This window comes from Plantactinospora sp. WMMB782, assembly GCF_049179135.1.
Classification (GTDB): Bacteria; Actinomycetota; Actinomycetes; order Mycobacteriales; family Micromonosporaceae; genus Plantactinospora.
Genome location: NZ_JBMHMC010000007.1, coordinates 3,255,771 through 3,280,065 on the forward strand (window position 1 = coordinate 3,255,771; position 24,295 = coordinate 3,280,065).

The 24,295-nt window shown below is 74.2% G+C and carries 17 protein-coding genes and 1 riboswitch; of the genes, 7 read left to right on the top strand and 10 right to left on the bottom strand.

Annotation, left to right across the window (positions count from 1 at the left end; genetic code table 11):
* Positions 1-73 precede the first annotated feature (73 nt).
* Together ACN28A_RS16915 and groL are read left to right on the top strand one after the other, a co-directional pair.
* Entirely contained in the window at positions 74-1,042 is a 969-nt protein-coding gene (locus tag ACN28A_RS16915) for a hypothetical protein (protein ID WP_421396358.1), read from the top strand.
* A 325-nt stretch (positions 1,043-1,367) separates the two neighbouring features.
* On the top strand, positions 1,368-2,990 hold the full coding sequence (gene groL / locus ACN28A_RS16920) for a chaperonin GroEL (protein WP_107257537.1): 1,623 nt from the start codon (positions 1,368-1,370) through the stop codon (positions 2,988-2,990).
* A 66-nt stretch (positions 2,991-3,056) separates the two neighbouring features.
* On the opposite strand, the gene ACN28A_RS16925 is transcribed toward groL, so the two are convergent.
* The 5 genes from ACN28A_RS16925 to ACN28A_RS16945 form a co-directional block, all read right to left on the bottom strand.
* Entirely contained in the window at positions 3,057-3,566 is a 510-nt protein-coding gene (locus tag ACN28A_RS16925) for a DinB family protein (RefSeq protein ID WP_421396360.1), read from the bottom strand.
* Between the two features lie 41 nt (positions 3,567-3,607).
* Positions 3,608-4,351 (bottom strand): MerR family transcriptional regulator, encoded by a 744-nt coding sequence (locus ACN28A_RS16930; protein WP_421396361.1) that lies wholly within the window; start codon positions 4,349-4,351, stop codon positions 3,608-3,610.
* 47 nt (positions 4,352-4,398) lie between these two features.
* Positions 4,399-5,871: an alpha/beta hydrolase gene (locus ACN28A_RS16935; protein ID WP_421396362.1), complete on the bottom strand. Its 1,473-nt coding sequence runs from the start codon at positions 5,869-5,871 to the stop codon at positions 4,399-4,401.
* Between the two features lie 189 nt (positions 5,872-6,060).
* A complete protein-coding gene (locus tag ACN28A_RS16940) occupies positions 6,061-7,044 on the bottom strand; it encodes a GNAT family N-acetyltransferase (RefSeq protein WP_421396363.1) in 984 nt (327 codons plus the stop codon).
* Between the two features lie 88 nt (positions 7,045-7,132).
* Positions 7,133-9,868, bottom strand: a complete 2,736-nt coding sequence (locus ACN28A_RS16945; RefSeq protein WP_421396364.1) for a S8 family serine peptidase — start codon at positions 9,866-9,868, stop codon at positions 7,133-7,135.
* A 66-nt stretch (positions 9,869-9,934) separates the two neighbouring features.
* Between ACN28A_RS16945 and ACN28A_RS16950 the strand changes: the two genes are divergently transcribed.
* Positions 9,935-11,758 (top strand): glycerol-3-phosphate dehydrogenase/oxidase, encoded by a 1,824-nt coding sequence (locus ACN28A_RS16950; protein ID WP_421396365.1) that lies wholly within the window; start codon positions 9,935-9,937, stop codon positions 11,756-11,758.
* A 145-nt stretch (positions 11,759-11,903) separates the two neighbouring features.
* On the opposite strand, the gene ACN28A_RS16955 is transcribed toward ACN28A_RS16950, so the two are convergent.
* Complete coding sequence (locus tag ACN28A_RS16955; protein WP_421396367.1) at positions 11,904-13,301, bottom strand: FAD-binding oxidoreductase; 1,398 nt, start codon at positions 13,299-13,301, stop codon at positions 11,904-11,906.
* A gap of 284 nt (positions 13,302-13,585) precedes the next feature.
* Between ACN28A_RS16955 and ACN28A_RS16960 the strand changes: the two genes are divergently transcribed.
* Positions 13,586-14,842 (top strand): FUSC family protein, encoded by a 1,257-nt coding sequence (locus ACN28A_RS16960; protein WP_421404448.1) that lies wholly within the window; start codon positions 13,586-13,588, stop codon positions 14,840-14,842.
* A 65-nt stretch (positions 14,843-14,907) separates the two neighbouring features.
* Here the strand turns inward: ACN28A_RS16960 and ACN28A_RS16965 are convergent, their stop codons facing one another.
* Entirely contained in the window at positions 14,908-16,308 is a 1,401-nt protein-coding gene (locus ACN28A_RS16965) for an aminotransferase class V-fold PLP-dependent enzyme (protein WP_421396369.1), read from the bottom strand.
* Positions 16,309-16,354: 46 nt separating this feature from the next.
* A riboswitch (SAM riboswitch) is annotated at positions 16,355-16,476 on the bottom strand.
* A 24-nt stretch (positions 16,477-16,500) separates the two neighbouring features.
* On the opposite strand from ACN28A_RS16965, the gene ACN28A_RS16970 reads away from it, so the two are divergent.
* A complete protein-coding gene (locus tag ACN28A_RS16970) occupies positions 16,501-18,219 on the top strand; it encodes a PrsW family intramembrane metalloprotease (protein WP_421396370.1) in 1,719 nt (572 codons plus the stop codon).
* A gap of 209 nt (positions 18,220-18,428) precedes the next feature.
* Here ACN28A_RS16970 and ACN28A_RS16975 read toward each other — a convergent pair whose 3' ends face one another.
* Positions 18,429-18,767 (bottom strand): GroES family chaperonin, encoded by a 339-nt coding sequence (locus ACN28A_RS16975; protein ID WP_421396372.1) that lies wholly within the window; start codon positions 18,765-18,767, stop codon positions 18,429-18,431.
* Between the two features lie 74 nt (positions 18,768-18,841).
* Between ACN28A_RS16975 and ACN28A_RS16980 the strand changes: the two genes are divergently transcribed.
* A complete protein-coding gene (locus tag ACN28A_RS16980; RefSeq protein ID WP_421404450.1) occupies positions 18,842-20,155 on the top strand; it encodes an AI-2E family transporter in 1,314 nt (437 codons plus the stop codon).
* Positions 20,156-20,226: 71 nt separating this feature from the next.
* On the opposite strand, the gene ACN28A_RS16985 is transcribed toward ACN28A_RS16980, so the two are convergent.
* Positions 20,227-22,293: an ATP-dependent DNA helicase gene (locus ACN28A_RS16985; protein ID WP_421404452.1), complete on the bottom strand. Its 2,067-nt coding sequence runs from the start codon at positions 22,291-22,293 to the stop codon at positions 20,227-20,229.
* Between the two features lie 376 nt (positions 22,294-22,669).
* On the opposite strand from ACN28A_RS16985, the gene ACN28A_RS16990 reads away from it, so the two are divergent.
* Entirely contained in the window at positions 22,670-23,173 is a 504-nt protein-coding gene (locus tag ACN28A_RS16990) for a DUF402 domain-containing protein (protein ID WP_421396373.1), read from the top strand.
* 62 nt (positions 23,174-23,235) lie between these two features.
* On the opposite strand, the gene sigJ is transcribed toward ACN28A_RS16990, so the two are convergent.
* On the bottom strand, positions 23,236-24,207 hold the full coding sequence (gene sigJ, locus ACN28A_RS16995) for an RNA polymerase sigma factor SigJ (RefSeq protein WP_421396375.1): 972 nt from the start codon (positions 24,205-24,207) through the stop codon (positions 23,236-23,238).
* Positions 24,208-24,295 lie beyond the last annotated feature (88 nt).

Sequence of the window (24,295 nt, forward strand, 5' to 3'; positions counted from 1 at the left end):
CAGGCGTACGGATGCTCGGGCGGCAGGATCGACGCCGCGTTGATTTCCTTCGTCTCTGCCCAGAGGAGAGCCCGTGGCCGAGCCGCCCCCTACCGGCAATTCAGGACACTTCACGGGTGGGCCCGGCTATCCGGGTCAGCCCGCCTTTCCGGGCGGGCCAGACTCTCCGGGCTGGGCTGGCTTTCCGGATCCGGGTGATCCCCTCGTTCCGCCGCCCGGCGCCGGGCTCGGTGTCTGGTGGGAACGGTGCTGGTCGGCGGCGCGGCGGGGTTGGCGCCCGCTGCTGTCGATCGTCCTGCTCACCCAGGTGCTGCCGACCGCGGCCATCGGCCTGGCCATGTTGCCCCTGCAACCGCGACCGCCGGCCGTCTCGCCGAGTGGCGAACCCCTGCCTGGAGAGTTCGAGGGGTTCCTCGGCGACCTGCTGCCGTTCCTCGGGATCCTGATCGCCGTCAGTCTCGTCGCCGGTTTGGTGCAGTGCCTGGGCTGGGCGGCGGGGACCTGGGTGATCACGCGGCAGGCGACCGGGCAGGAGGCGGCGCTCGGGCCCGCCCTGCGGTACGGGCTGCGCCGGGCACCGGGTCTCTTCGGCTGGGGCCTGCTGGCGAGCCTGCTGGTCCTCGCCGGCATCTGCGCGTGCTTCCTGCCCGGTGTCTATCTCGCCTTCGCGACGAGCCTCGTCGGCCCGATCTACCTCTTCGAGCGGCGCGATCCGATCGGGCGGACCTTCAAGATGGTGCACGCCCGGTTCGGCATGGTGCTCGGCCGGGTCGCGGTGGTGGCCGCCGTGGTGATCGGCGGCGGCCTGGTGCTGGCGGTACTGGAGAGCGTCATGACACTCGCCCCCGCCGCCGCGACCCCGGGAGAGCTGTCCGCCCCGCCCGCCTTCTCCGCCGTCGCCGTGCTCAGCACGCTCGTCAGTGCCGTGCTCGGCGCACCGCTCCAGCTGGCATTGCTGATCGGGATCCTGATCACCTACACCGAGCAGCGGGGTCACGAGGCCCCGGTGAACAGCGCCCGACTTGCCGCCGAACTCTCCTGAGGGTCGGTGAGCGGCTTGCACTCGGCATGGGAGAGTGCTAAACAGGTGTTGGCACTCGCATAGCGTGAGTGCCAGGTCGGGGCGGTAGGGCCACGGTCGTGGGCCCGCACAGCGGGTCTGCGGCACATGGCCGGTCGTCGCGGGCTGTCCGGCCCGGCCGGCGGACGTCACTGTCGCACAGCGCGACGGAGTCGAGGGGCACCAACGGGTGCCGCCGGCCCCGTCCGCCAGTGCCGTAGTGACGTCCGAAGGTGCGTAATCAGGCGGCAGGTTCGGGGCCGACAAAGGCTCCGGCGGCCGTGAGTGTCCAGGAGGACAACGCCGTATGGCCAAGATGATCGCGTTCGACGAGGAGGCGCGCCGCGGCCTTGAGCGGGGCATGAACACCCTCGCCGACGCCGTTAAGGTGACGCTGGGCCCGAAGGGCCGCAACGTCGTGCTCGAGAAGAAGTGGGGCGCCCCCACCATCACCAACGATGGTGTGAGCATCGCCAAGGAGATCGAGCTCGAGGACCCGTACGAGAAGATCGGTGCGGAGCTGGTCAAGGAGGTCGCCAAGAAGACCGACGACGTGGCCGGTGACGGCACGACGACGGCGACCGTCCTCGCCCAGGCGCTGGTCCGGGAGGGCCTGCGCAACGTCGCGGCGGGCGCCAACCCGATGGCCCTGAAGCGGGGCATCGAGGCCGCCGTCGCGAACGTCTCGGAGGAGCTGAGCAAGCTCGCCAAGGACGTCGAGACCAAGGAGCAGATCGCCTCCACCGCCTCCATCTCCGCTGGTGACACCAGCGTCGGCGAGATCATCGCCGAGGCGATGGACAAGGTCGGCAAGGAAGGCGTCATCACCGTCGAGGAGAGCAACACCTTCGGGCTCGAGCTTGAGCTGACCGAGGGCATGCGCTTCGACAAGGGCTACATCTCGGGGTACTTCATGACCGACCCCGACCGGATGGAGGCCGTGCTCGACGACCCGTACATCCTGATCGTCAACAGCAAGATCTCGACGGTCAAGGACCTGCTGCCGATCCTCGAGAAGGTCATGCAGTCGGGCAAGCCGCTGGCCATCATCGCCGAGGACGTCGAGGGCGAGGCCCTGGCGACCCTGGTGGTCAACAAGGTCCGGGGCACCTTCAAGTCCGTCGCCGTCAAGGCGCCGGGCTTCGGTGACCGCCGCAAGGCCATGCTCGGCGACATCGCCATCCTGACCGGCGGGCAGCCGATCAGCGAGGAGGTCGGCCTCAAGCTGGACGCCGTCGGCCTCGACATGCTGGGCCGGGCCCGCAAGGTCGTGGTGACCAAGGACGAGACCACCATCGTCGACGGTGCCGGCGACGCCGACCAGATCAACGGCCGGGTCAACCAGATCCGCGCCGAGATCGAGAAGAGCGACTCCGACTACGACCGGGAGAAGCTGCAGGAGCGCCTGGCCAAGCTGGCCGGCGGTGTTGCGGTGATCAAGGTCGGCGCGGCCACCGAGGTCGAGCTGAAGGAGCGCAAGCACCGCATCGAGGACGCGGTGCGCAACGCGAAGGCCGCCGTCGAGGAGGGCATCGTCCCCGGTGGTGGTGTCGCGCTGGTCCAGGCCGGCAAGACCGCCTTCGACAAGCTGGACCTGGCCGGCGACGAGGCGACCGGTGCGCAGATCGTCAAGATCGCGCTGGACGCCCCGCTGCGGCAGATCGCCGTCAACGCCGGCCTCGAGGGCGGTGTCGTGGTGGAGAAGGTCCGCAACCTGGACGCCGGGCACGGCCTCAACGCGGCCAACGGTGAGTACGTCGACCTGCTCCAGGCCGGCATCATCGACCCGGCCAAGGTGACCCGTTCGGCGCTGCAGAACGCGTCGTCGATCGCGGCCCTCTTCCTGACCACCGAGGCTGTGGTGGCGGACAAGCCGGAGAAGACCCCGGCTGCCCCGGCTGCGCCGGGCGGCGGGGACATGGACTTCTGAGTCCGGAACTCCACGTCGAAGGGGCGGGCCGCGTCAGCGGTCCGCCCCTTCATCGTCTGCACCGCACTACTCTCCGGTCGGACCGCCGGCCAGCTCCGTCACGACGTCGAGATGTCCGAGATGCCGGGCGTACTCCTGGAGAAGGTGGAACAGCACGCGTTCCAGCGAGGCGGGTTGCGCACCGTCCCATCTCGGGCCGGGCGCACCCACCGTGTCGAGCTGGTTCTCCGTGACCACTGTCGTGGTGTGCGCCCCCTGGGCCCGGAGCGCGTCGACCAGGCCGTCGAGGGTCTCCTCGGGCGCGACGTACCACCGGTCCTCGCGCCGGTCTCCCCACGGGTCTGCGACCTCGCGCCCCTGGAATCCCCACTCGATCCAGCGCAACTCGACATGACGCAGATGCTTGAGCAGCTCGAGCGGGGTCCAACCCGACGGAAGCCGGCTACGGCGCAGCTCGTCGTCGGGCAGCGCGGAGACCTTCGACAGCACCGTCTCCCGGAAGTATTCGAGGTAGCGCAGGAAGACCTCGGTCCGCCCCGATGCCGGAACGGTCGGTGCGGGAAACGGAATCGTCATCCACGCATTGTCCGCCAGGGCCGGCCGCCGATCCCGTGGCGCTACCCGGACCGCCCGTTCCGGGCGTTGATGGCTTCGACGCGTTGCAGGACGTCGATCTGCGCCGGGTTGTAGAGCTCGACGATCCCCCTGAGGAAGACGTCCCAGTTGCGTGGCCCACGACCCGCCGCCCCGTCGTCGCTGAGTTTCCGAAGATGGGGATACTTCTGCTGCTCGCGGTGCACCTCGGGGGCATACCGCTCGGCCAGGCTCTGCCGGGTCTCGTCGCTCGCGTCCTCGGCCAGGGCCTCGAACTCGGTCGCGACCGCCGTACGGGGCGCGCTGTGCAGCTCCCGGAGGATGTCCAGCACCCACGGTTCGAAGACCCGCGAGCAGACGAGCAGGAACGCCCGTTCGTCCTCGGAGAGGCCGCCCGCGACCTCGCCGAACCCCGGCGGCAACTCGGCACGGTCGGGGTGCCGCAGGATACCGGCCAGTTCCTCGCGGATCCGCTGCTGGCGCTCGATGCTGGCCGCCAACCCGGCGTCGAGGGTGCGGAACACCTGCTCCGCACCCTCGTCCGACTCCTGCGCCACGGCGATGTCGGCCAGCGGCACCCCGAGCTCCACGAGACGGCGGATCCGCAGCAGCCGGACGAGATGCCCGATCCCGTACTGCTTGTACCCGTTGGCCGTCCGCTCCGGCTCGTCCAGCAGCCCGATCCGGTGGTAGTGCCGCACGGCCTTCAGGGTGGTTCCGGCGATCTCGGCCAGCTCACGCGTGCTCCAGCCCCGCCTCGTCCGCATACCGACATTCGACACCATGCCCGGAGGGCACGCCCGAGCTGTGTCGGTCAGTCGCCCCGACAGGTCGTGTCCCTGGTCGGCATCGTGCCCTCGACCAGGTAGGAGGTGGTGATGTTCAGCGCGCAGGCGTTGCCGCCGAGCACGTAGACGCCGTGCCCGCTCCCGTCGGTGGTCACCAGCCGCGACCGCTGCCCGAACTTCTCGCGCAGCAGCTTGCCACCGGCGAGCGGCGTGACCGGATCGTGCCGGTTCTGCAGGAGCAGCACCTTGGCCGGCCCCTGGTCGGAGATCGTGACGGGCGGCTCGGACGGCTCGTACCTCCAGTACGCGCACGGGAGGATGTTGGCGCTGGCGGCCCCGTACAGCGGATACCGCTCGCGGTCGGAGGCGACGGCGCGCCGGTAGGTCGCGACGTCCTCGGGCCACTCGACGTCGTTACAGGTGACGGCGAGGAACACCGTGAAAGCGTTGTCGGCCGGGCTCGGCGCCTCCGGTGGCGCCGGCGGTGCCGCGCCGGGATCGAGGTACGACTGCCAGGTGCGCGCGAGGTTGCCGTACTGGATCTCGCCGTAGAGGGAGGCGAAGGTGACGGCCCGGAACATGGCTCCGGTGAGCCCGTCGGGTGCGGGTGTCCGGTCGAGCCGCTCGGCGATGGCGAGGTAGGTCCCGCGTACCTCCCGTGGCGTGCGGCCCAGGCCGTAGGAGTCGTGCCGTTCCGCCGCCCACCTGGCGAAGTCGGGGAAGGTCTGCTCCATGCCGAGGGCGTACCGGCGCAGACCGGCACGGTCGAGGTGGGTGTCGCCGATATTGCTGTCCAGCACGATGCGGTCGATGCTCTCCGGGAACATCGACGCATACGCCGCACCCAACGCCGAGCCGTAGGACGCCCCGTAGAAGCTTGTTTTCTCCTCGCCGAGCGCAATCCGGATCCGGTCCAGGTCGCGCGCCATGTTGGCGGTCGTCAGGTGCCGCAGCCGCCCCTGCGTGTCGTTGGCGGCGCACCGGGCCGCGACCTCCTCGGCGATCCTGGCCTGCCTGGTCACCGCGGCGTCGTCGGGCGCGTACGGCGGGATGTTGCCCCAGTAGGCGTCGGTGGTGGTGAAGCCGCAGCTCACCGGCGCCGAATGCCCGACGCCCCGGGTGTCCATGCCGATCAGGTCATAGGCGTCCATGACACTGCTCGGCAGCCCCTTGCCGGCCAGGAACCCCGGTTGGTCCAGCCCGGTACCGCCCGGACCGCCCGGGTTGAACATCAGCACGCCGCGCCGCTTCTCCGGTTTCGTGCTCGCGATCCGCGACACCATGATCTCGATCTGGGTGCCGTCGGGGTCGCGGTAGTCCAGTGGAACCGGCACCCGCGCGCACCGTACCTGTACCGCCGGCGGCACCACGACTCCTGCGGGACACGCGGCCCACTCCAGCCGCGTCGTCGACTCCCCGGCCGTCGCCGGAATGACCGCGACCAGGGCACCGACCATGCCGAGCATCCCCACCATGGCGATGCCACGCCTTCGAAACATCTTCCCGCCTCCTGTCGGCCCGTCGTCGACGGGCTCGCCCCATCCCAACCCGTGCCCCCGGGGCACAGTCCACCGAGAGGCCGCGCGGGACCAGATTCGTATCCGGGGTCACAGGGATGCGGACGGGGCAGCGGAGCTGCTCGCGATGTCAGTGGAGTTGTCTGCGATGTCAGCGGAACTGTTGCGATGTCAGCGGAGTTGCTTGCGGTAGAGGAAGAACACCCGCTCGATCCGGGCCCCGGCGTTGTTCGCGTAGAAGGGCACCGGGCCGACCCAGCCGATCTCGGCCCGCAGGTGTCCGGCCGCCCGCTGGTCCCGCAGGCACCGGCGCAGCAGTACGCCGCCGATGCCCAGGCCCTGCGCCCCGGGCGCGGTACCCATCGGGCCGAACCAGCTCGGCCGCGACGATCCGTACGCGGCGAAGCCGAGCAGCTCCGGCGTACCGCCGCCGGTCGGGGTACGGACGGCGAGGTGGCAGCCGGCGTCCCGCCGACCGACCGAGTGCAGCAGTTCGAGGTCCCAGGTGCCGCCGAAGGTCGACCGGGCGAAGTCGGTGAGCATCGGCAGGTCGGCCGGCTCGGCCCGACGTACCGTGACGCCCCGCCCCGCCAGCCGCCGCTCGGCGGCCCCGGTCGGGCGCAGCGCCGGGGAGGACTCGGTGGAAAGGTCGGCGGTCATGTTCCAGGCGGTCTCCTCCGACGTGTAGCCGAGCGCCAGGACGGTGCAGATCGCCGGGGTGTACCGGACGTCGATGCCGGGCCAGACGTAGTGCGGCGGGTTGCCGGCGACGCGTACCTGGGTCGCGCCGAGCCCGCCGAGCGCCTGCTCCAGCCAGCTCACCAGGGCCCGGCCGATGCCCCGGCGTCGCAGCTCGGGGTGGACCGCGACCAGGTCGAGGTGGCCGACGGCCGGGTCCCCGCCCCGGTCCGCCATCGAACCGAGCGCGACCCCGGCGAGCACACCGTCCTGCCACGCCGCCACCCCGACGGTACGGCGGGGCCCGGCGGCGCCCGGCAGCGGCGAGTCGTCCCGGAGCCGGGCCACGATCTGCGCCGCCTCGGCCGAGTCGTCGGGCAGGTCCAGCGCCGACCGGCAGAGCCGCACCACGGCGGGCAACTGGTCGTCGGTCAGCTCGGTGAGGGTCGGCTCGGTGAGGGTGGGCTCGGCGCTCATGGTCGCCGACCATAGCCGAGCCCGTCTGCCGAGGTGCCGGCCTGCCGAGGTGCCGGCCTGCCGAGGTGCCGGCCTGCCGAGGTGCCGGTCAGCCGCCGGTCCGGCCGAGTTCCTGCGCGGCCTGCACCGCCGCGTACGCGTCGACCAGGCCCTCGCCGGTGATGTTGCGCTCCGAGCCGCACGTGTCGGCGCTGCTCCGGGACAGGTAGGTCGGCTCGGCCGGGCCGGCGGTCTCCAGCAGGATCCGCCGGGTCGTCGCCAGGTCGCCGATCAGCGCCGGATTCGCCGACCACATCAGCGCGACCACCCCGGCCAGGTGCGGGGCCGCCATCGACGTGCCGCTGAGCGAGCCGTACCCGCCGCCGGGCAACGCCGAGAGGACGTCCTCGCCGGGTGCGACCAGATCCGGCTTGCTGCGCCCGTCGGGCGTCGGGCCACGACTGGAGAAGGAGGTGACCCGACGCTGCCGGTCCACCGCGCCGACGGTGAGCACGTCCGGGTACGGGGCGGGCGGGTCGTCGACCGAGCCGCAGAACGAGCCGGTGTTGCCGGCGGCGGCGACGAAGAAGATTCCCGCCGAGGCGAGCGCCGAGGTGGCCGGCCGAAGGGTGTCCACGGCGCAACCCTCGATCGCCGGACAACCCCACGAGTTGCTCAGCACCTGCGGTGCCCGGTCCGGTCGGCCGGCGGTGAACGGGTCGGCACCGGGCGGGAACGGCGCCAGCATGAACTGGAGGCAGTCCAGGTAACGCGCCGGGTTGCCCAGGTTCCGGTCCAGGTTCACACAGCCGACCCACTGCGCGCCGGGTGCCACCCCGACCCGCTCGTCGCCGACGGCGGTGGCCAGGGTGTGCGTACCGTGGCCGCCGAGGTCGGTCGGGGCGGGGGCGTCGTTCCACGGGTCGTACCAGGAATCGTCGCCGCCCCGGAAACCGCCGGCCAGCGCCGGATGCCGGCCGTCCACGCCGGAGTCCGAGCCGCCGACCACGACCCCCGAGCCGTCGACGCCGAGCTGCGACCAGACCCGGTCCGCGCCGACCAGCCCGAGGTTCCAGACGGGTACGGCCGGCGCCGCCTCGTCGCCCCGCCGCGGTGAGCCGGCGGCGGGCAGTGGGCGCAACCGCTGGCTGACGAGTACCCGGTCGACGTCGTCGCGCCGGGACAGCCAGGCCCGTACCGCCGTGCCGCCGTCCACCTCGATCGCGTTGACCAGGTAGTACGGGGTGTGGTCCAGGTGCAGCCGGTCGAGGTCCCGGCGCAGGCCCGCCTGGGAGCGCTCGGCGGTCTCGACCAGCCGGCGGTACACCTCCCGGCCCCGGGCCTGCCGACCGGCCGGTCCGGTCTGTGCGGGTACGCCGGTCAGGTCCGCCTGCTCGCGGAGCACCACGAAGAGGCGTTCGCCGTGCCAGCCGGGGGAGCCGAGGCCGGCGTACACCGCGCCGGTGGCCAGCAGCAGGACGCCGGCCACGGCCGCGGCGACCGGGCGGCGCGGGACGGGTGCGGAGCGCCGGCCGAGGCCGACGCCGTACCCGATGCCGAGCAGCAGCGCGACGGCGAGCGAGCCGGCGGCGGCGCCGGCGGCCCAGAACGGCACGTCCCGGGCAGCGGCGAGCAGCAGCGTGATCTCCTCCGGGTCGACCAGCAGCAGCGGCCCGGCGGCGGCGACGCCGACCAGCCAGCCGACCGGCGCGGAACCGACCGGCCGGAACCCGCTCTCCGGCACGCCGTCGTCCGGGGTCGTCGGGCGGGGTCGGGAGGTGACCCGGAGCGCGGCGAGGGCGAAGCCGGCCGGCGGAAGGACGAGCAGCGCGGCCAACTGTGCGCCGGACTGGCCGATCCCGCCCGCTACCAGCGCCAGCGCCACCCCGGCGACCAGCCCGCCGACCAGGACCAGCCGGGCCCCGCCGACCGCGACCGGGCCGGCTCCGCGGGCGGACCGCTCCGGCGCCGGGAGGCCACCCGGGACCACTCGCTCGAAGCCGGCCCAGAACCGTCCATCCAGGATGGTGGCGGCCAACCGGCCGACGGCGGCCGAGGCGAGCAGACCGCAGACCGTCTCCAGCACCCCGCCCAGCGCGCCGAGCCAGACCCAGGGCAGCAGGAGTACCAGGCCACCCGCCACGGCCAGCCCGACCGCCGCCGGCTCGGCCCGGACCTGCTCCGGCCGGCGGCCGAACCGCCGGATCAGCTGGGCGCCCAGTCCGGCTGCCACGGCGAGCCCGGCGAGGTAGACCTCGGGCAGGCGCGGCGGTACCACCCGGAGCAGTCCCAGGGCGCCGAGTGCGAGCGCGCCGAGCAGCCAGGCCCGACCGGCGGCCCGGACGGCCGGTGACCGGGGCAGCGCCGCCAGCAGACCGGCCGGTATCCCGACGAGCAGCGCGTTGACGACGCCGGTGGTCGGCCAGAGCCAGACCTGCCCGTCCAGGCCGGAGACGAGCAGGACCTGTTCGACCAGCCAGGCGACGGCCTGGCTGCCGACGGTCACCCCGACCGTCCCGACCCCGACCAGCACGGCGGCGACCACCGGCCACACCCCGGCTCCGGCCGGCCGCACCGGCCGCGGCTGTGGGCTGCCGGCCTGCTGCGGCTGTGGGCTGCCGGCCTGCTGCGGCTGTGGGCTGCCGGCCTGCTGCGGCTGTGGGCTGCCGGCCTGCTGCGGCTGTGGGCTGCCGGCCTGCTGCGGCTGTGGGCTGCCGGCCTGCTGCGGCTGTGGGCTGCCGGCCTGCCACGGCTGTGGGCTGCCGGCCTGCCACGGCTGTGCGGTGCCGGCCGGCGGGGGCGGCGGGGACGGCTCGTCGGCGGGTGGCGGCGGACCATCCTGCATGACCGAACAGTACGCCCGCCGCCCTGGCGGGCCCGACCACGGTGCTGCGGCGGCTACCGTGGACGGGTGCGTGACCCCAGCCTCTCCCGGAACACGGCCAGCCGGCTCTCCCCGTCCCGCCGCGCCGCCGACCTGCGCCGGCTGCGCAGCGAGCGGTTCGACGTACTCGTCGTCGGTGGTGGGGTGACCGGCGCGGGCGCCGCGCTCGACGCCGCCTCCCGAGGGCTGAAGGTGGCCCTGGTCGAGGCCCGGGACTTCGCCGCCGGCACCTCCAGCCGGTCCAGCAAGCTGATCCACGGCGGGCTGCGCTACCTGGAGCAGTTGGAGTTCCACCTGGTCCACGAGGCGCTCACCGAACGCGGCCTGCTCGCCACCCGGCTCGCCCCGCACCTGGTCCGCCCGGTGCCGATCCTGGTGCCGCTGCCCGCCGGCCGTGGCCCGGCCGGGCTCGCCGCCCGGGCCTGGCGACGCTCCTACTACGGGACCGGGGTCGCCGCCTACGACACCTTCGCCGGGATCCTCGGCGGCGGCCGGGGGATGCCGCTGCACCGGCACCTGACCCGGGAGGGGGCCCGGCGGACCTTCCCCAGCCTGCGCGCCGACGCCATCGCCGGGGCGATCCGCTACTACGACGGGCAGGTCGACGACGCCCGCCTGGTGGTCACCCTGGCCCGTACCGCGGCCAGCCTCGGCGCGGCGACGGTGACCAGCGCCCGCGTCGTCGGCCTGCTCCGGCAGGCCCGCGAGGTGACCGGGGTGCGGGTCCGCGACATGGAGGCCCCGCCCGGCTCCCCGGACGCCGAGTTCGAGGTACGCGCCCGGACCGTCATCGCCGCCACCGGCGTGTGGAGCGACGACATGTCCGAACTCCTCGGCGACGTCGGGGTGCGGCGCGGCCTGCGGGTGCGGGCCTCCAAGGGGGTGCACCTGGTGGTGCCCCGCTCGGCGATCACCGGCGAGGCCGGGCTGATCCTGCGCACGCCGACCTCGGTGCTCTTCGTGATCCCCTGGGGCGGGCACTGGATCATCGGCACCACCGACACCGACTGGCGGCTCGACCGGGCCCACCCGGCGGCGTCGGCCCGGGACATCGACTACCTGCTCGACCAGGTCAACACCGTGCTGGACCGGCCGCTGACCACCGCCGACATCGAGGGCGTCTACGCCGGGCTGCGCCCGCTGCTGACCGGCGAGGCGGACTCCACCTCGAAACTGTCCCGGGAGCACGCGGTATACGAGCCGATGCTCGGGCTGCTGCTGGTGGCCGGCGGCAAGTACACGACGTACCGGGTGATGGCCGCCGACGTGGTGGACCGGGCCGCCCGCCGGCTCGGTGGGGTACGCCCGTCCCGCACCGCCGACCTGCCGCTGCTCGGCGCCGACGGGTACGCCGCGCTCTGGCGGGACCGGGCCGACCTGGCCCGCCGGCACGGCGTACCCGTCGGGGTGGTCGAGCATCTGCTGGAGCGGTACGGCAACCTCGGCACCGAACTGCTGGCCATGGTCGACGCCGACCCGCTGCTCGGCTCCCCGCTGGCCGGGGCACCGGAATACCTGGCCGCCGAGGTGGCGTACGCGGCCCGCGCCGAGGGGGCGCTGCACCTCGACGACGTGCTGACCCGGCGGACCCGGATCTCCTTCGAGACGGCCCACCGGGGCGCCGAGTCGGCCGGGCAGGCGGCCGAGATCATGGGCCGGGTGCTCGGTTGGGACGCCCCGGTCCGGGCCCGCGAGGTCGAGCACTACCTGGCCCGGGTGCGGGCGGAGCGGCAGTCGCAGCGGATGCCGGACGACGCCACGGCGGACGCGGCCCGGCTGGGCGCCCCGGACGTCCGGGGCTTCGCCGCCGACCGGGGCGCCGGCCTCGACGAGGTCGAACTACCCGGCTGACCCGCCCGATGATCGCGGCTGACCCGCCCGATGATCGCGGCTGACCCGCCCGATGATCGCGGACGGCACGCCGGGGTGGTCGGTTGCGGAACTGGCCGGGGTGGTCGGTTGCGGAACTGGCCGGGCGGTGCGGCCGTGACCGCCCCTAGCCGAGCACCTTGCCAGGGTTGAGCAGGCCGGTCGGGTCGAGCGCGTCCTTGATCGCCCGGTGCACCCGCAGCCCCACCGGCCCGATCTCCCGGGCCAGCCAGTCCCGCTTCAGCAGGCCGACGCCGTGCTCGCCGGTGCAGGTGCCGCCGAGCGAGAGGCCGAGTTCCATGATCGCGTCGAAGGCCCGCCGGCCCCGCTCCAGGCTCGCCGGGTCGGCCCGGTCGACCACGATGTTCGGGTGCATGTTGCCGTCCCCGGCGTGCCCGACCACGCCGATCGGCACGTCGTGCTCGGCGGAGATCCGGGCCACCCCGTCGAGCAGCGCCGCCAGCGCGTGCCGGGGCACCGCCACGTCGTCGACGACCAGCCCGCCGTTGCCGCCCGGACAGCTGGCGGCGGCGAAGCGCTCCATCGCCGGATGCGCCAGCCGGCGGGCCGTCAGCAGGGCCGCCGCCTCCGCCGCGTCGGTGGCCGCGAAGACCTCGTCGGCGCCGCTGGCCGTGCAGACCTCGGCCAGTACGGCGAGGTCGTCGGCGGCCCGGGTGCCGGTGTCGGCGGCGGCCAGCAGCAGCGCCTCGGCGTCGGTGCGCAGCCCCATCGGCCGGTACGCCTCGATCGCACCCAGGTGCGTGCGGTCCAGCAGCTCCAGCAGGCTCGGGCTGAGCCCACGCGCGGAGATCTCGGCGACCGCCCGGCCGGCGGCGGTGGTGGACGGGAAGACGGCGACCAGGGTCAGCGACTCCTCGGCGGCCGGACGCAGCGAGACGGTCACCTCGGTGATCACCCCGAGCGTCCCCTCCGAACCGACGAAGAGCCGGGTCAGGTCGTAACCGGCCACCCCCTTGGCGGTACGCCGTCCGGTGCGCAGCACCTCGCCGTCGGCGAGCACCACCTCCAGGCCGATCACGTACTCGGTGGTGACGCCGTACTTGACGCAGCACATCCCGCCGGCGTTCGTCGCCACGTTCCCGCCGATGGTGGACGACTCCCAGGAGCCCGGGTCGGGCGGATAGCGCAGGCCGTGCCTGGCGACGGCGGCGGCCAGCGTGGCGTTCACCACCCCGGGCTGGACCACCGCGATCCGGTTCACCGGGTCGACCTCGCGGATCTCGTCCATCGACACGGTGGAGAGCAGCACCGCGCCGTCGACCGCGTTCGCGGCCCCGGCCAGGCCGGTCCGGGCACCCTGCGGCACCACCGGTACGCCGTGCCGGGCCGCGGCCCGGAGCACGGCGACCACCTCCGTGGTGGTCCGGGGCCGGACCAGCACGGCCGGCATCCCGGCCGCGCAGAGGTCGGCCTCGTCCCGCTGGTGGCCGCGGAGCAGGTCGGGGTCGGTCAGTACGGCGGACTCGCCGAGCGCCGCCCGCAGGTCGTCGAGAAGATCCGGCATGGCTGGCAGGCTAGCCGCCCGACGAGTACACCGACCAGGGTCGTTTCCGGGTCGACCGGGGACGGTCCGGACAGCGGGGCCCGGACCAACCGGCGGCGTCCGGACGTGTTCCGCCGGTGCGTCGGTGCCGGGACGACTTCGCCGGGTACCTCCTCGGCGGAACGACTGCGTCCGGTGCGTCCGTGGCGGAACGACTGCGTCCGGTGCGTCCGTGGCGGAACGACTGCGTCCGGTGCGTCCGTGGCTGACGCGTTCGCCCGGTGCGTCAGTGGGTAGTCCCCGCCATGCGCGCGGTCCGGGACACCAGGGTCAGAAGGCCCGTCGACCTCGACCGGGAGCGGATCAGCGAGCTGGCGAAGGAGTTCCGGCAACGGTCCCGGGCGACCGTGCGGGACCGCTGGCACGCCGTGAAGTTCAACGTGGTGCTGGCCCTCCAGGCCGGGGTCGCGGCGGCATTGGCCTGGGTCGGCTCGCACGAGTTCCTCGGCAACCCGTCGCCGGTCTTCGCCCCGATCTCCGCGATCGGCACCCTCGCCTCCTCGGTCGGCCAGCGGTTCCGCCGGACCATCGAGCTGATCATCGGGGTGGCGGTCGGCATCGGTCTCGGCGACGCCCTGGTCTTCGCCGCCGGTACCGGGCCGTGGCAGCTCGGCGTGATCGTCTTCCTGGCGATCGTGGTCACCATCTTCCTGGGCGGCGGCCCGGCCGTGGTCACCCAGGCGGCGGCGACCGCCGTGCTGATCGTGACCGTCGACATGCCGCAGGAGATGAACATCGAGGCGCCCCGGGTCGTCGACGCGCTGATCGGCGGCTTCGCCGGGCTGGTGGTGATCGCGCTGGTGCTGCCGTTGAACCCGTTACGGGTGGTGGACCGGGCGGCCAAGCCCGCGCTGTCCCGGCTCACCGAGGAACTCGCCGAGACCGCGGCGGCGCTGCGGGCCCGCGACCCGGTCCGGGCGCAGCGGGCGCTGGACCGGCTCCGCGAGGTGGAGCGGCACCTCCAGGGTTTCGAGGAGGCGCTGGAGGGCGGCCGGGAGACGACGATCCTGTCCCCGGTGCGCTGGAGCCGCCGGGGAGCGCTCACCCAGTACGTCGAGAGTTCCGAGTACATCGACCACGCCGTGCACAACAGCGGCACCCTGGTCCGGCGGGCGGTCACCGCGCTGGAGGACGCCGAACCGGTCCCGGAGGCGATGTCGGAGGCGGTCGCGCTGCTCGCCGAGGCGGTCCGGCTGCTGCGCCGCGACCTCGGACTCGGGGTACGCCCGGAGGCGGCCCGGGAACAGGCGTTGCAGGCGATCGGCCAGGCCGGTCGGGCGTACGCCGAGGGGGTCGGGTTCTCCGGCAGCGTGGTGGTCGCACAGGTGCGTACCACCGGCAGCGACCTGCTCCGGGCCACCGGGGTCGAACGGGCGGAGGCGAACCAGCTCGTCCGGCGGGCGGCCGGCGGGCACTCCGGCGAGGCCGCCCGGGAGGCCGTCCGACAACCCGGCGACCGTACGCCGGACGGACCGCCCGCAGCGGCGGGACCGGTACGGTAGCCGTCCGAGGCTGCCGCACCGGCCAGCGGGACTGGGAGCCGCCGCACCGGCCGGCGGGGGACGGCTCAGCCCAGCGCCGCCAGGGCGGTCAGCAGGCGGTCGACGTGCGCGGGCGTACTGCCCAGCCCGATGCTCGCCCGCAGCGCCGTCGGCGGCAGATCCCGCCGGCCACTGCGGGCAGCCGCCTCGGCGAGCAGCCGGCGGGCCAGCGGATGCGCGCAGAAGAGCCCGTCGCGCAGCCCGACCTGCCAGCGCCGGGCGAGTTCGGTCGCGACCGCCGCCGAGTCCCGGCCGGCGACCACGAACGACACGATGCCGAGCCGGGGCGCGGTCGCGTCGAAGGTACGCAGTTCGAGCACGTCCGGCAGGGCGGCGAGCCCGGACCGCAGCCGGGCGAGCAGGGCCTGCTCCTGCGCGTGCAGCGCCGCCCGGTCCGCCTCGCGCAGCGCGGTGCAGACCGCGGCCAGCGCCACCGCGCCGAGCAGGTTGGGCGTACCGCCCTCGTGCCGGGCCGGCCCGTCCGTCCAGCGCACGTCGTGGGTGGCCGCCCCGACGGCGAGGGTCGCACCGCCACCGGCCAGGTACGGCGGGGCGGCGTCCAGCCAGTCCGCCCGGCCGGCCAGTACGCCGACCCCGAAGGGCGCGTACAGCTTGTGTCCGGAAACGGCGACGTAGTCGACGGCCAGGGCGGCGATGTCCAGTACGGCGTGCGGGGCGAGTTGGGCGGCGTCCAGCGCGATCCGGGCGTCGTGCCGGTGGGCGACCCGGGCCAGCTCGGCGACCGGCCAGCACTCGCCGGTGACATTGCTCGCCCCGGTCACCGCGACCAGGATCGGTGCGCCGCCCCCACTGCCCCGGCGCAGCTCCCGCAGCGCCGCGTCGAGCGCCCGCACCGCCTCGCCGGCCGATCCGGGCACCGGCAGCCGGACCGTGCCCGCCGGCCAGGGCAACAGGTTGGCGTGGTGCTCGCCGGCGTCGGTCACCACCCGGCAACCTGGCGGCAGGGCTCGGGCCAGCAGGTTGAGCGCGTCGGTGGTGTTGCGGGTGAAGACCACGGAGTCGTCGGGGCGTACCCCGAGGAAGTCGCCGACGCACTGCCGGGCCCGCTCGTACGCCAGGGTGCTGCGCCGGGAGAGCGCTCCGGCCCCCCGGTGCACGCTGCCGTACCAGGGCAGTAGCTCGGCCACCGCGTCGGCGGCGGCCCGCGCGCAGGGCGCGGTGGCGGCGTAGTCGAGGTTGACCTGTCCGGGCACCCCGAGCACGGCGAGTGGCCCGGCCGTCGCGGCCCGGTCGACCGCCGCGGCGGTGTGGTCGGTGGATGTCGAGGTGTGGTCGGTCCGCCCGGCGGTGCCGTTCGGCCCGGCGGTGCTGCCCGCTCCGGCGAGCGCCGGAGCGGGAACTACGGGTGCCGGAGCGGGAACTACGGGCGCCGAGACGGGAACCTCGGGCGCGGAAACGGTGATCATCGGGGCCACCTCCGGTGGTCAGGGACCCCGGGAGGACGGGAGACGGGGTCCGCGCTTGCCCGGTGCGGAACCGCACCGAGCCCGGTCATCACCCGGGGCACCCCACCGCGAACCTCGACGAGGGTTGCCGGCCAGCAAGCCGGGGCTTGGACGCTGGCACTCGTGACCTGCCCGGAAGCATAACCGGGCCGGATGTGGTCGGGCCAGGCGGTTGCGAGGAACTACGCTGATCACATGGCCGACACCCCGCCCGGTCCGGCTGCGCCGCAGTCGCAGTCGCAGTCGCAGTCGCCGTCGCCGTCGCCGACCTCGCCGTCGCCGACCGCGCCCTGGCCGCCCGCCGCCCCGCCGCAGCTTCCGCCGCCACCAGGCGGCGGGCCGGAGGTGGCGGCGTCCGAGCGACCCGGCCTGGCCCGCCGGCTGACGGCCATCGGGGCGGTCACCCTGATCGTCGTCTGCGCGGTGTTGATGGCCTGGGAACTGGTGTCGCCGGCCGGGGTGACCCCGCCGCTGATCGGACTGGCCGCGGCGGCGCTACCCGTGCCGGTGCTGGTCGCCTGCTTCCTCTGGCTCGACCGGTACGACCCGGAACCGGTCAGGTATCTCGCCTTCTGCCTCGGCTGGGGCGCGGCGGTGTCGACATTCGCCGCGCTGCGCACCAACACCTTCGCCGGTGACACCCTGGAGCTGCCCCTGCCGCTGGTCGGGGTGCTTGTCGCGCCCTTCATCGAGGAGCTGACCAAGGCGCTCGGGCCGTTCCTGCTGCTGCTCTACCAGCGCCGCAAGTGGTCCGGGATCACCGACGGCATCGTCTACTGCGGCCTGTCGGCGGTCGGCTTCGCCATGGTCGAGAACATCCTCTACTTCGGCCTGCACGGCTACGCCGAGGGCGTCGACCGGTACGGCCCGGCGACCGGTGCGCAGAACCTCTTCGGGATCTTCATCCTGCGGGTCCTGATCAGCGGCTTCGCCCACCCGCTCTTCACCTCGATGACCGGCATCGGGCTCGGCATCGCCGCCCGGTCGGCCAGCCGTCCGATCCGGATCCTCGCCCCGCTGGCCGGCCTGCTGCTGGCGATGATGCTGCACGGCGCCTGGAACCTGGCCGCCGTGCTCACCCAGCTCTCCGGCGAACCGCTGATCCTGCTCTACAGCTACCTCGGGCTGATGGTGCCGATCTTCCTGGGCGTGGTCGGTCTGGCCGTGTGGGTCCGCAGCTGGGAGGGGCGGCTGACCCAGCGCCGGCTCCCCGAATACGTCTCGGCGGGCTGGCTCACCCCGCCCGAGCTGGCCGCGCTCGGCACCCTCGGCCGGCGGCACGCGGCCCGACGCTGGGCCCGCCGGGTCGCCGGTGACGAGGGCCTCAAGGCGATGCGGGCGTTCCAGGTCTCGGCGAGCCGGCTCGCCCTGCTCCGCGACGGCCTGGTGCGCGGGCTGCACAGCCGGCCGGAGCAGCTCGCCCGGCGGCAGGACGAGGAACGCCGGCTGCTGGACGCGATGCGGACCGCCCGCACGGTGTTCGTCGGCCGCGATCCGCAGGCACCGGCCGGGATCTGGGACGGTTCCCGCTACCACCTGTCGTTCCCGGACGGCTCGCGGCGTACCCTGCCGGCGCCGGCCGAGCCGGTGGTGCCGATCCCGGTGGTACTGGTGACGCCACCACCCCCGCCCGCACCGGTGGTTCCCGCCGGCTATCCACCCGGCCCCGGCTACGGCTCGTACCCGGGCAACCCGGGCCCGTACGGCGGGACACCCGGACCGTACCCGGGCCCGTACGGCGGAGCGCCTGCTCCGTATCCCGGCGGGCCGGGCGCGCATGGCGGCGGCCCTGCCGCGTACCCGGGAACACCCGGCCCGTATGCCGGGCCGCCGGCAGCCGGCGGCGGTTGGCCGGGGTCGTACCAGCGCTGAACGGGCCCGCCCGGCGGCCGGTCGGGCGGCGGGGCGGGTCGGTCGTCGACCGGCGAGACGCGGGATGGCCGTCGACCGGCGAGACGCGGGATGGCCGTCGACCGGCGAGACGCGGGTCGGTCGTCGACCGGCGAGGGCGGGCCGGTTGTCGGCCGGTGAGGGCGGGCCGGTTGTCGGCCGGAACCTTCGGCGGTGTCGGCGGCGAACCTCTAGAGGTAGAGGCCGGTGGAGTCGGTCTCCACCCGCCGGGCGGCGACGGCGTGCACGTCACGCTCGCGGAGCAGCACGTACTCCCGGCCGTGCAGCTCGACCTCGGACCGGTCGTCAGGGTCGAAGAGCACCCGGTCACCGGAGACGATGGAGCGGACGTTCGGACCGACCCCCACCGCGGTCGCCCAGGCCAGCCGGCGGCCCATCGAGGCGGTCGCCGGGATGACGATGCCGGCGGTCGAACGCCGCTCGCCCTCGCCGCCGTCCGCCCGGACCAGCACCCGGTCGTGCAGCAGGCGGATCGGCAGGCCGTTGTCGTGGTCTTCCTCGGCGGTCACGCCCGGAACGGTACCGCGTGCCGCCACCAGGCAGGTTGTCGGCCGCCACCCCCGCTCGGGCGTTCCGAGCCGAGTTGTGCCGGTGCGGCTACGGTAGGGAGGCCAATCCGCCGTGGGAGGTCCGCTTGCGCCGTTTCGAGCAGCTACGAGCAAGGCTCCGTCGCGCGTCCGGGTCGTCGTCGGACCCGTCCGGCGGCCAGGTCCCGGCGGCGAACCAGCCACCGGTGGCCACGCCCGAGTCGGCACCTGTGGTGCCCGAGCCGGTCACGGAGGAAGTGCACCCGTCGACGTCGAGCCGGGACGACGCGGACGTCCCGCACGCGCTGCGGATCGCCGCCGCCTGGTCGTGGCGGCTGATCGTGATCGGGCTGGTCGGCTGGGCACTGCTCAAGGTGGTCGGCACGATCCGGATCGTGATCATTCCGCTGGCCATCGCGCTGCTGCTCTCCGCCCTGCTTGCCCCGCTCGTCGGCCTGCTGCTCCGGGCGCGGTTGCCCCGGTCCCTGGCCACCGCGGTGGTGCTGGTCGCCGGCCTGGCGGCCGTGGTCGGCACGCTCACCCTGGTGGTGAACGAGTTCGTCAAGGGCGTACCCGACCTGAGCCGCAACGCCACCGACGGCATCCGGCAGATCCAGGAGTGGCTCAAGACCGGCCCGCTGCACCTGTCGGACAACCAGCTCAACTCGTACATCGAGCAGGGCGAGCAGTGGATCGACGAGAACACCCAGGCGTTGACCAGCGGGGCGGTCTCCACCGCCGCCACCGTCGCCGAGCTGCTCACCGGCGCGCTGCTGGTGCTCTTCGCGACGTTCTTCTTCCTGCGGGACGGCGGGAGGATCTGGCGCTTCCTCGTCCGGCTGCTTCCGGTGGCCGCCCGCTGGCGGGTCGACGACGCGGGCCGGGCCTCCTGGTCGACGCTCGTCGCGTACGTCCGGGCGACCGTACTGGTCGCCTTCATCGACGCGGTCGGAATCGGCATCTTCCTGGTGGTCTTCGACATCCCGTTCGCGTTCCCACTGGCCGCACTGGTCTTCCTCGGTGCCTTCATCCCGATCGTCGGTGCCACCCTCTCCGGCGCGGTGGCGGTGCTGGTCGCCCTCGTCGACAGCGGTTGGGTACGGGCGCTCGTCATCCTCGCCGTGGTGATCGGGGTGCAGCAGGTCGAGGGACACATCCTGCAACCGCTGATCATGGGCCGGGCGGTGGCGATCCACCCGCTGGCGGTGATCGTCGGTATCGCCGCCGGTGTGGTGCTGGCCGGCATCGTCGGCGCCCTGGTCTCGGTGCCGCTGATCGCGGTGCTCAACACCGCGGTCCGCCGCCTGGCGCACCGCCGGACGCCCGAGGTGCCGCCGGACGCCGTCGTGGTCGCCGCCAAGGCCCCGTAACCGGCCAACGGAGCCAGTGTGGCGCGGCGGCCGGGGGCGGCGTCGCGCCACCGGGTGGGGGCGGGGGCCTGTCAGGATTTGCCGAGGCGCTCCAGGGCGCCCCGGGCGACGTCCGGCCGGGTGGTGTACCAGAACGGCGGCAGTGTCCTGCGCAGGAAGGCGCCGTACCCCCGGGCGGTCTCCAGCCGGGAGTCGAGTACCGCCACCACGCCCTTGTCCCCGCTGGACCGGATCAGCCGGCCGACCCCCTGGGCCAGGCGTACGGCGGCGATCGGCACGCTCACCGAGGCGAACCCGGAACCGCCGGAGGCGTCCACCGCCGCCGCCCGGGCCGCCGCCAGCGGCTCGTCGGGGCGGGGGAACGGCAGCCGGTCGATCACCACGAGCTGGCAGGCGTCGCCGGGCACGTCCACGCCCTGCCACAGCGACATCACCCCGAACAGGCAGCTCGCCCGCTCCTCGCGGAACCGCCGGACCAGCAGTGGCAACGCCTCCTCACCCTGCAACAGGATCGGCAGGTCGGTACGCGCCCGGAGCAGCTCGGCGGCCTGCAACGCCGCCCGGCGGGACGAGAAGAGCCCGAGGGTACGGCCACCGAGCGCGCCGACCAGACCGAGCAGTTCCTCACCGGCCGCCGCCGGCAGCCCCGAGGCAGCCGGCCGGGGCAGGTGCGCGGCGACGTAGAGGATTCCCTGGCGCGGATAGTCGAACGGCGAGCCGACGTCGAGCGACCGCCACCCGGCGTCCGCCGCCGCGCTGCCCGCCTGCGTCCCGCCCGCCTGCGTCCCGCCCGCCTGCGTCCCGCCCGCCTGCGTGGGGCCCGCCGTCGTGCCTGGGCGGTCCGGTTCCGGCCGTCCGGGGCGCAGGGCCGCCGCCCGGGGATGTGGCCGGGTCGGGTCGGCCGCCGGCTCGGTCGGGGCGGCCAGCCCGAGAGCCCGGGCCACGGTGTCGAACCTGCCGCCGAGGGCGAGCGTGGCCGAGGTGGCGACCACGGTGCGATCCTCGTACAGGTGGGTGGAGAGGGTGCCGGCCACGGAGAGCGGGGCGACGACCAGGGCCCGCCGCCCGGCGCCACCGCCGTCCGGCTTCTCCACCCAGGCCACGTCGTGCTCGGCCTCCTCCAGCAGCCGCTGTGCGGTCTTCGACAGGTCGTCGAGCACCGCCTTGGCCTGCTGCTTGCGTACCGGATCGGGATCGTCGGCCTTGACGTCGCCGATCTTCTCCAGCGCACCCCGGGTCGCCGCGTCCAGCAGCGTGCACGCCTCGCGCAGCGGCCCGGGCAACCCGCCGGTGATCCGCCCGCCCGGCGCCTCGGCGAGCCCGACCGCGAGCGCGTCGCCGGCCGCGACAAGCGACTCGGCCAGCTCCGGGGTGAGCAGTGGCCGGCTGCGCCGGGCGGCCCGGTCGATCAGCTCCGGGATCAGCTCCGCCTGGGCCGCCGAGGAGACCCGGTCGGCCAACTCGTGCGCCTCGTCGATCACCAGCAGCTTGTGCGGCGGCACGATGTGCCGGCCGGCGAGCATGTCGACGGCGAGCAGGCTGTGGTTGGTGACCACCACGTCCGCCTCCCGGGCCCTGGCCCGGGACGCCTCGGCGAAACACTCGGCGCCGTACGGGCAGCGGCCCGCGCCGACACACTCCCGGGCCGGCATCGAGACCAGCCGCCACGCCTGGTCGTCGACGCCCGGGTCGAGTTCGTCCCGGTCACCGGTCTCGGTCTCCATCGCCCAGTCCCGGATCCGCTCGATCTGCTTGCCGAGCCGCCCCGCCTCACCGAGCCACTTGACGCCACCGCCACCGCCGCCACCACCACCACGGCCGGGTGCGTCGAAGAGCGCGTCCTCCGGCTCGTCCTCTGTGGAGTTCTCCAGCCGGGCCAGGCAGAGGTAGTGGTGCCGGCCCTTCAGCACCGCGAAGGTCGGCCGCTGGCCGAGTACCGGGGTGACCGCGTCGGCGAGCCGGGGCAGGTCGTGGTCGACGAGCTGCGACTGGAGCGCGAGGGTGGCCGTGGAGACCACCACCGGGCCGTCGACGGTCAGCGCCGGGGCGAGGTAGGCGAGGGACTTGCCGGTGCCGGTACCGGCCTGCACCAGCAGGTGCTCGCCGGAGCGGATGCTCTCCTCGATCGCGGTGGCCATCTGCTGCTGGCCCGGCCGCGCCGTTCCGCCGGGCACGGCGCCGACCGCCGCGGCGAGCAGTTCCGTCCCGCTGGGGCGGTCGCCCCGACGCCGTCGGCGGGACCGGGGCGCGGGCGGCCCACCGGTGTCCTCAGCCTCGGAACCGATCAGGGTGGGGGCGCTGGAGTCGGTGGCGGGCACGGTCACTGTGCGACCGTACCCGTCGAGCCTGACGCCGCAACGCTCCCTCGGCCCGGCGGGTCCCGACGGGCCGGACCGGTCCCGCGGATCAGGTCTGCCGGCCTGCCCGCCGGCACCTTGGCGGCGTCGTGGTTCCGACGCCTACCGGACGCTTCGCGCACGGCACGTATTGGGTTACATCGGTTAGGGTGCGGGCATGTCGAGCGATGTGGTCCGAGTCGTCTACCGGAAGTACGACGGCGCAGCACACCGGGACTACCCCGCCCGCAGACTCGCCGAGGACGACCTCGGGGTGTGGCTCGGCGTGACCGCCGGGACGGAGTCGGTCTACCACGGCCGGCCCTCGGTGGAGCAGATCCCGTTCGTGCTGCTGGTGCCGCACGACGCCTGGTGGAGCGCGATGTTCAACCCGCCGCCCCGGACCAGCGAGGTCTACTGCGACATTGCCAGCCCGGCCCGCTGGGAGGGGGACACCGTCCACCTGATCGACCTCGACCTCGACGTGGTGCGTCGGCGCGGCACCGGGCTGGTGGAACTGCGCGACGAGGACGAGTTCGCCGAGCACCGGGTCCGGTTCGGCTATCCCGACGAGACGGTGGCGCAGGCCAGGACGGCGGCGGAGTGGCTGCTCGGCGCACTCGGCGACGGCACCGAGCCGTTCGCGACGGCGTACCGGAAGTGGCTCGCCCTGGTGCTCTGATCGGGGCTGCCGGGTTGGTGTCCGACCTTGACCCGGCGTGGCGCGGGTGCGTCCCGGATGCGCTATGCCTGGGGCTGCCAGCGGTGCTCGTCCTGGGCGATCCGGGGCACCCGGGTCAGCTTCTCCGGGTTGAGCTGGTGGTAGACGGCGGTGATCCGGCCCTCGTCGACGGCGAACCACATCACACCGTGCAGCGGCTGGCCGGGCCGGTAGTCCGCCTCGATCTGGAGGCCGGGTGTGCCGTTCACGAGTACCGGTCGCAGCCGCATGTTCTCGGTCTCCCAGGCGGCCCGGCGCATCACCCCGATCGCGAACCGGGCGACCTTGTCCGCGCCGACCACCGGCTGCCGGGTGGTCGGGAAGAGGCCGCCGCCGTCGCCGACGAAGACCACCTCCGGGGCGAGTATCTCGAGCAGCCGCTCGGGTTCGCCGCACTCGACGGCCCGGAGGAAGGCGTCGATCAGCCGCTGGTGTTCGGCCGGGTCGGCGGGCTGGCGGGGGCCGTCGGCGCTGACCGCGCGCCTGGCCCGGGAGGCGAGCTGCCGGGCGGCGGCCGGGGTGGTGGCCAGCACGGTGGCGATCTCGGCGAAGGGTACGGCGAAGACGTCGTGCAGAACGAACGCGACCCGCTGCTCCGGGCTGAGCCGTTCCAGCACGGTCAGCAGGGCGATGCCCACCTGTTCGGTGTGTGCGGCCCGCTCGGCCGGGTCGGGGGCGAACCCGTCCGTCCCGCCGGCCGACGGGCCGGGCAACCGGCTCACGATCGGCTCCGGCAGCCACTCGCCGGGGTACGCCTCCCGGCGTACCCGGGCGGAGCGGAGCACGTCGAGGCAGATCCGGGCGGTGGCGGTGGTGAGCCAGGCGCGCAGGTCGCGTACCTCGGCGCGGGCCTGCGGGGTGGCCAGCGCGGCGGCGTACCGCAGCCAGGTCTCCTGTACGGCGTCCTCGGCCTCCGCCCGGCTGCCGAGCATCCGGTACGCGACAGTGGTCAGATGCTCCCGTTCGGCCTCGAACTCGCTGGCCAGATCCCGCACCGCCGCCTCCTGCCGCCGTACGTCCCCTGTCGCGAGGTTAGCTCCGGTCGGGGGGCCGGCCGCAGGCCGGTGCCGCCGAATTCATCCC

What these genes read in the sequence shown, in the direction of transcription:
- groL (WP_107257537.1), top strand. Translation starts at nt 1,368, where the DNA reads ATGGCCAAGATGATCGCGTTCGACGAGGAGGCGCGCCGCGGCCTTGAG.
- ACN28A_RS16925 (WP_421396360.1), bottom strand. Translation starts at nt 3,566, where the DNA reads ATGACGATTCCGTTTCCCGCACCGACCGTTCCGGCATCGGGGCGGACC.
- ACN28A_RS16930 (WP_421396361.1), bottom strand. Translation starts at nt 4,351, where the DNA reads ATGCGGACGAGGCGGGGCTGGAGCACGCGTGAGCTGGCCGAGATCGCC.
- ACN28A_RS16935 (WP_421396362.1), bottom strand. Translation starts at nt 5,871, where the DNA reads ATGTTTCGAAGGCGTGGCATCGCCATGGTGGGGATGCTCGGCATGGTC.
- ACN28A_RS16940 (WP_421396363.1), bottom strand. Translation starts at nt 7,044, where the DNA reads ATGAGCGCCGAGCCCACCCTCACCGAGCCGACCCTCACCGAGCTGACC.
- ACN28A_RS16945 (WP_421396364.1), bottom strand. Translation starts at nt 9,868, where the DNA reads ATGCAGGATGGTCCGCCGCCACCCGCCGACGAGCCGTCCCCGCCGCCC.
- ACN28A_RS16955 (WP_421396367.1), bottom strand. Translation starts at nt 13,301, where the DNA reads ATGCCGGATCTTCTCGACGACCTGCGGGCGGCGCTCGGCGAGTCCGCC.
- ACN28A_RS16960 (WP_421404448.1), top strand. Translation starts at nt 13,586, where the DNA reads ATGCGCGCGGTCCGGGACACCAGGGTCAGAAGGCCCGTCGACCTCGAC.
- ACN28A_RS16965 (WP_421396369.1), bottom strand. Translation starts at nt 16,308, where the DNA reads ATGATCACCGTTTCCGCGCCCGAGGTTCCCGTCTCGGCGCCCGTAGTT.
- ACN28A_RS16970 (WP_421396370.1), top strand. Translation starts at nt 16,501, where the DNA reads ATGTGGTCGGGCCAGGCGGTTGCGAGGAACTACGCTGATCACATGGCC.
- ACN28A_RS16985 (WP_421404452.1), bottom strand. Translation starts at nt 22,293, where the DNA reads ATGGCCACCGCGATCGAGGAGAGCATCCGCTCCGGCGAGCACCTGCTG.
- ACN28A_RS16990 (WP_421396373.1), top strand. Translation starts at nt 22,670, where the DNA reads ATGTCGAGCGATGTGGTCCGAGTCGTCTACCGGAAGTACGACGGCGCA.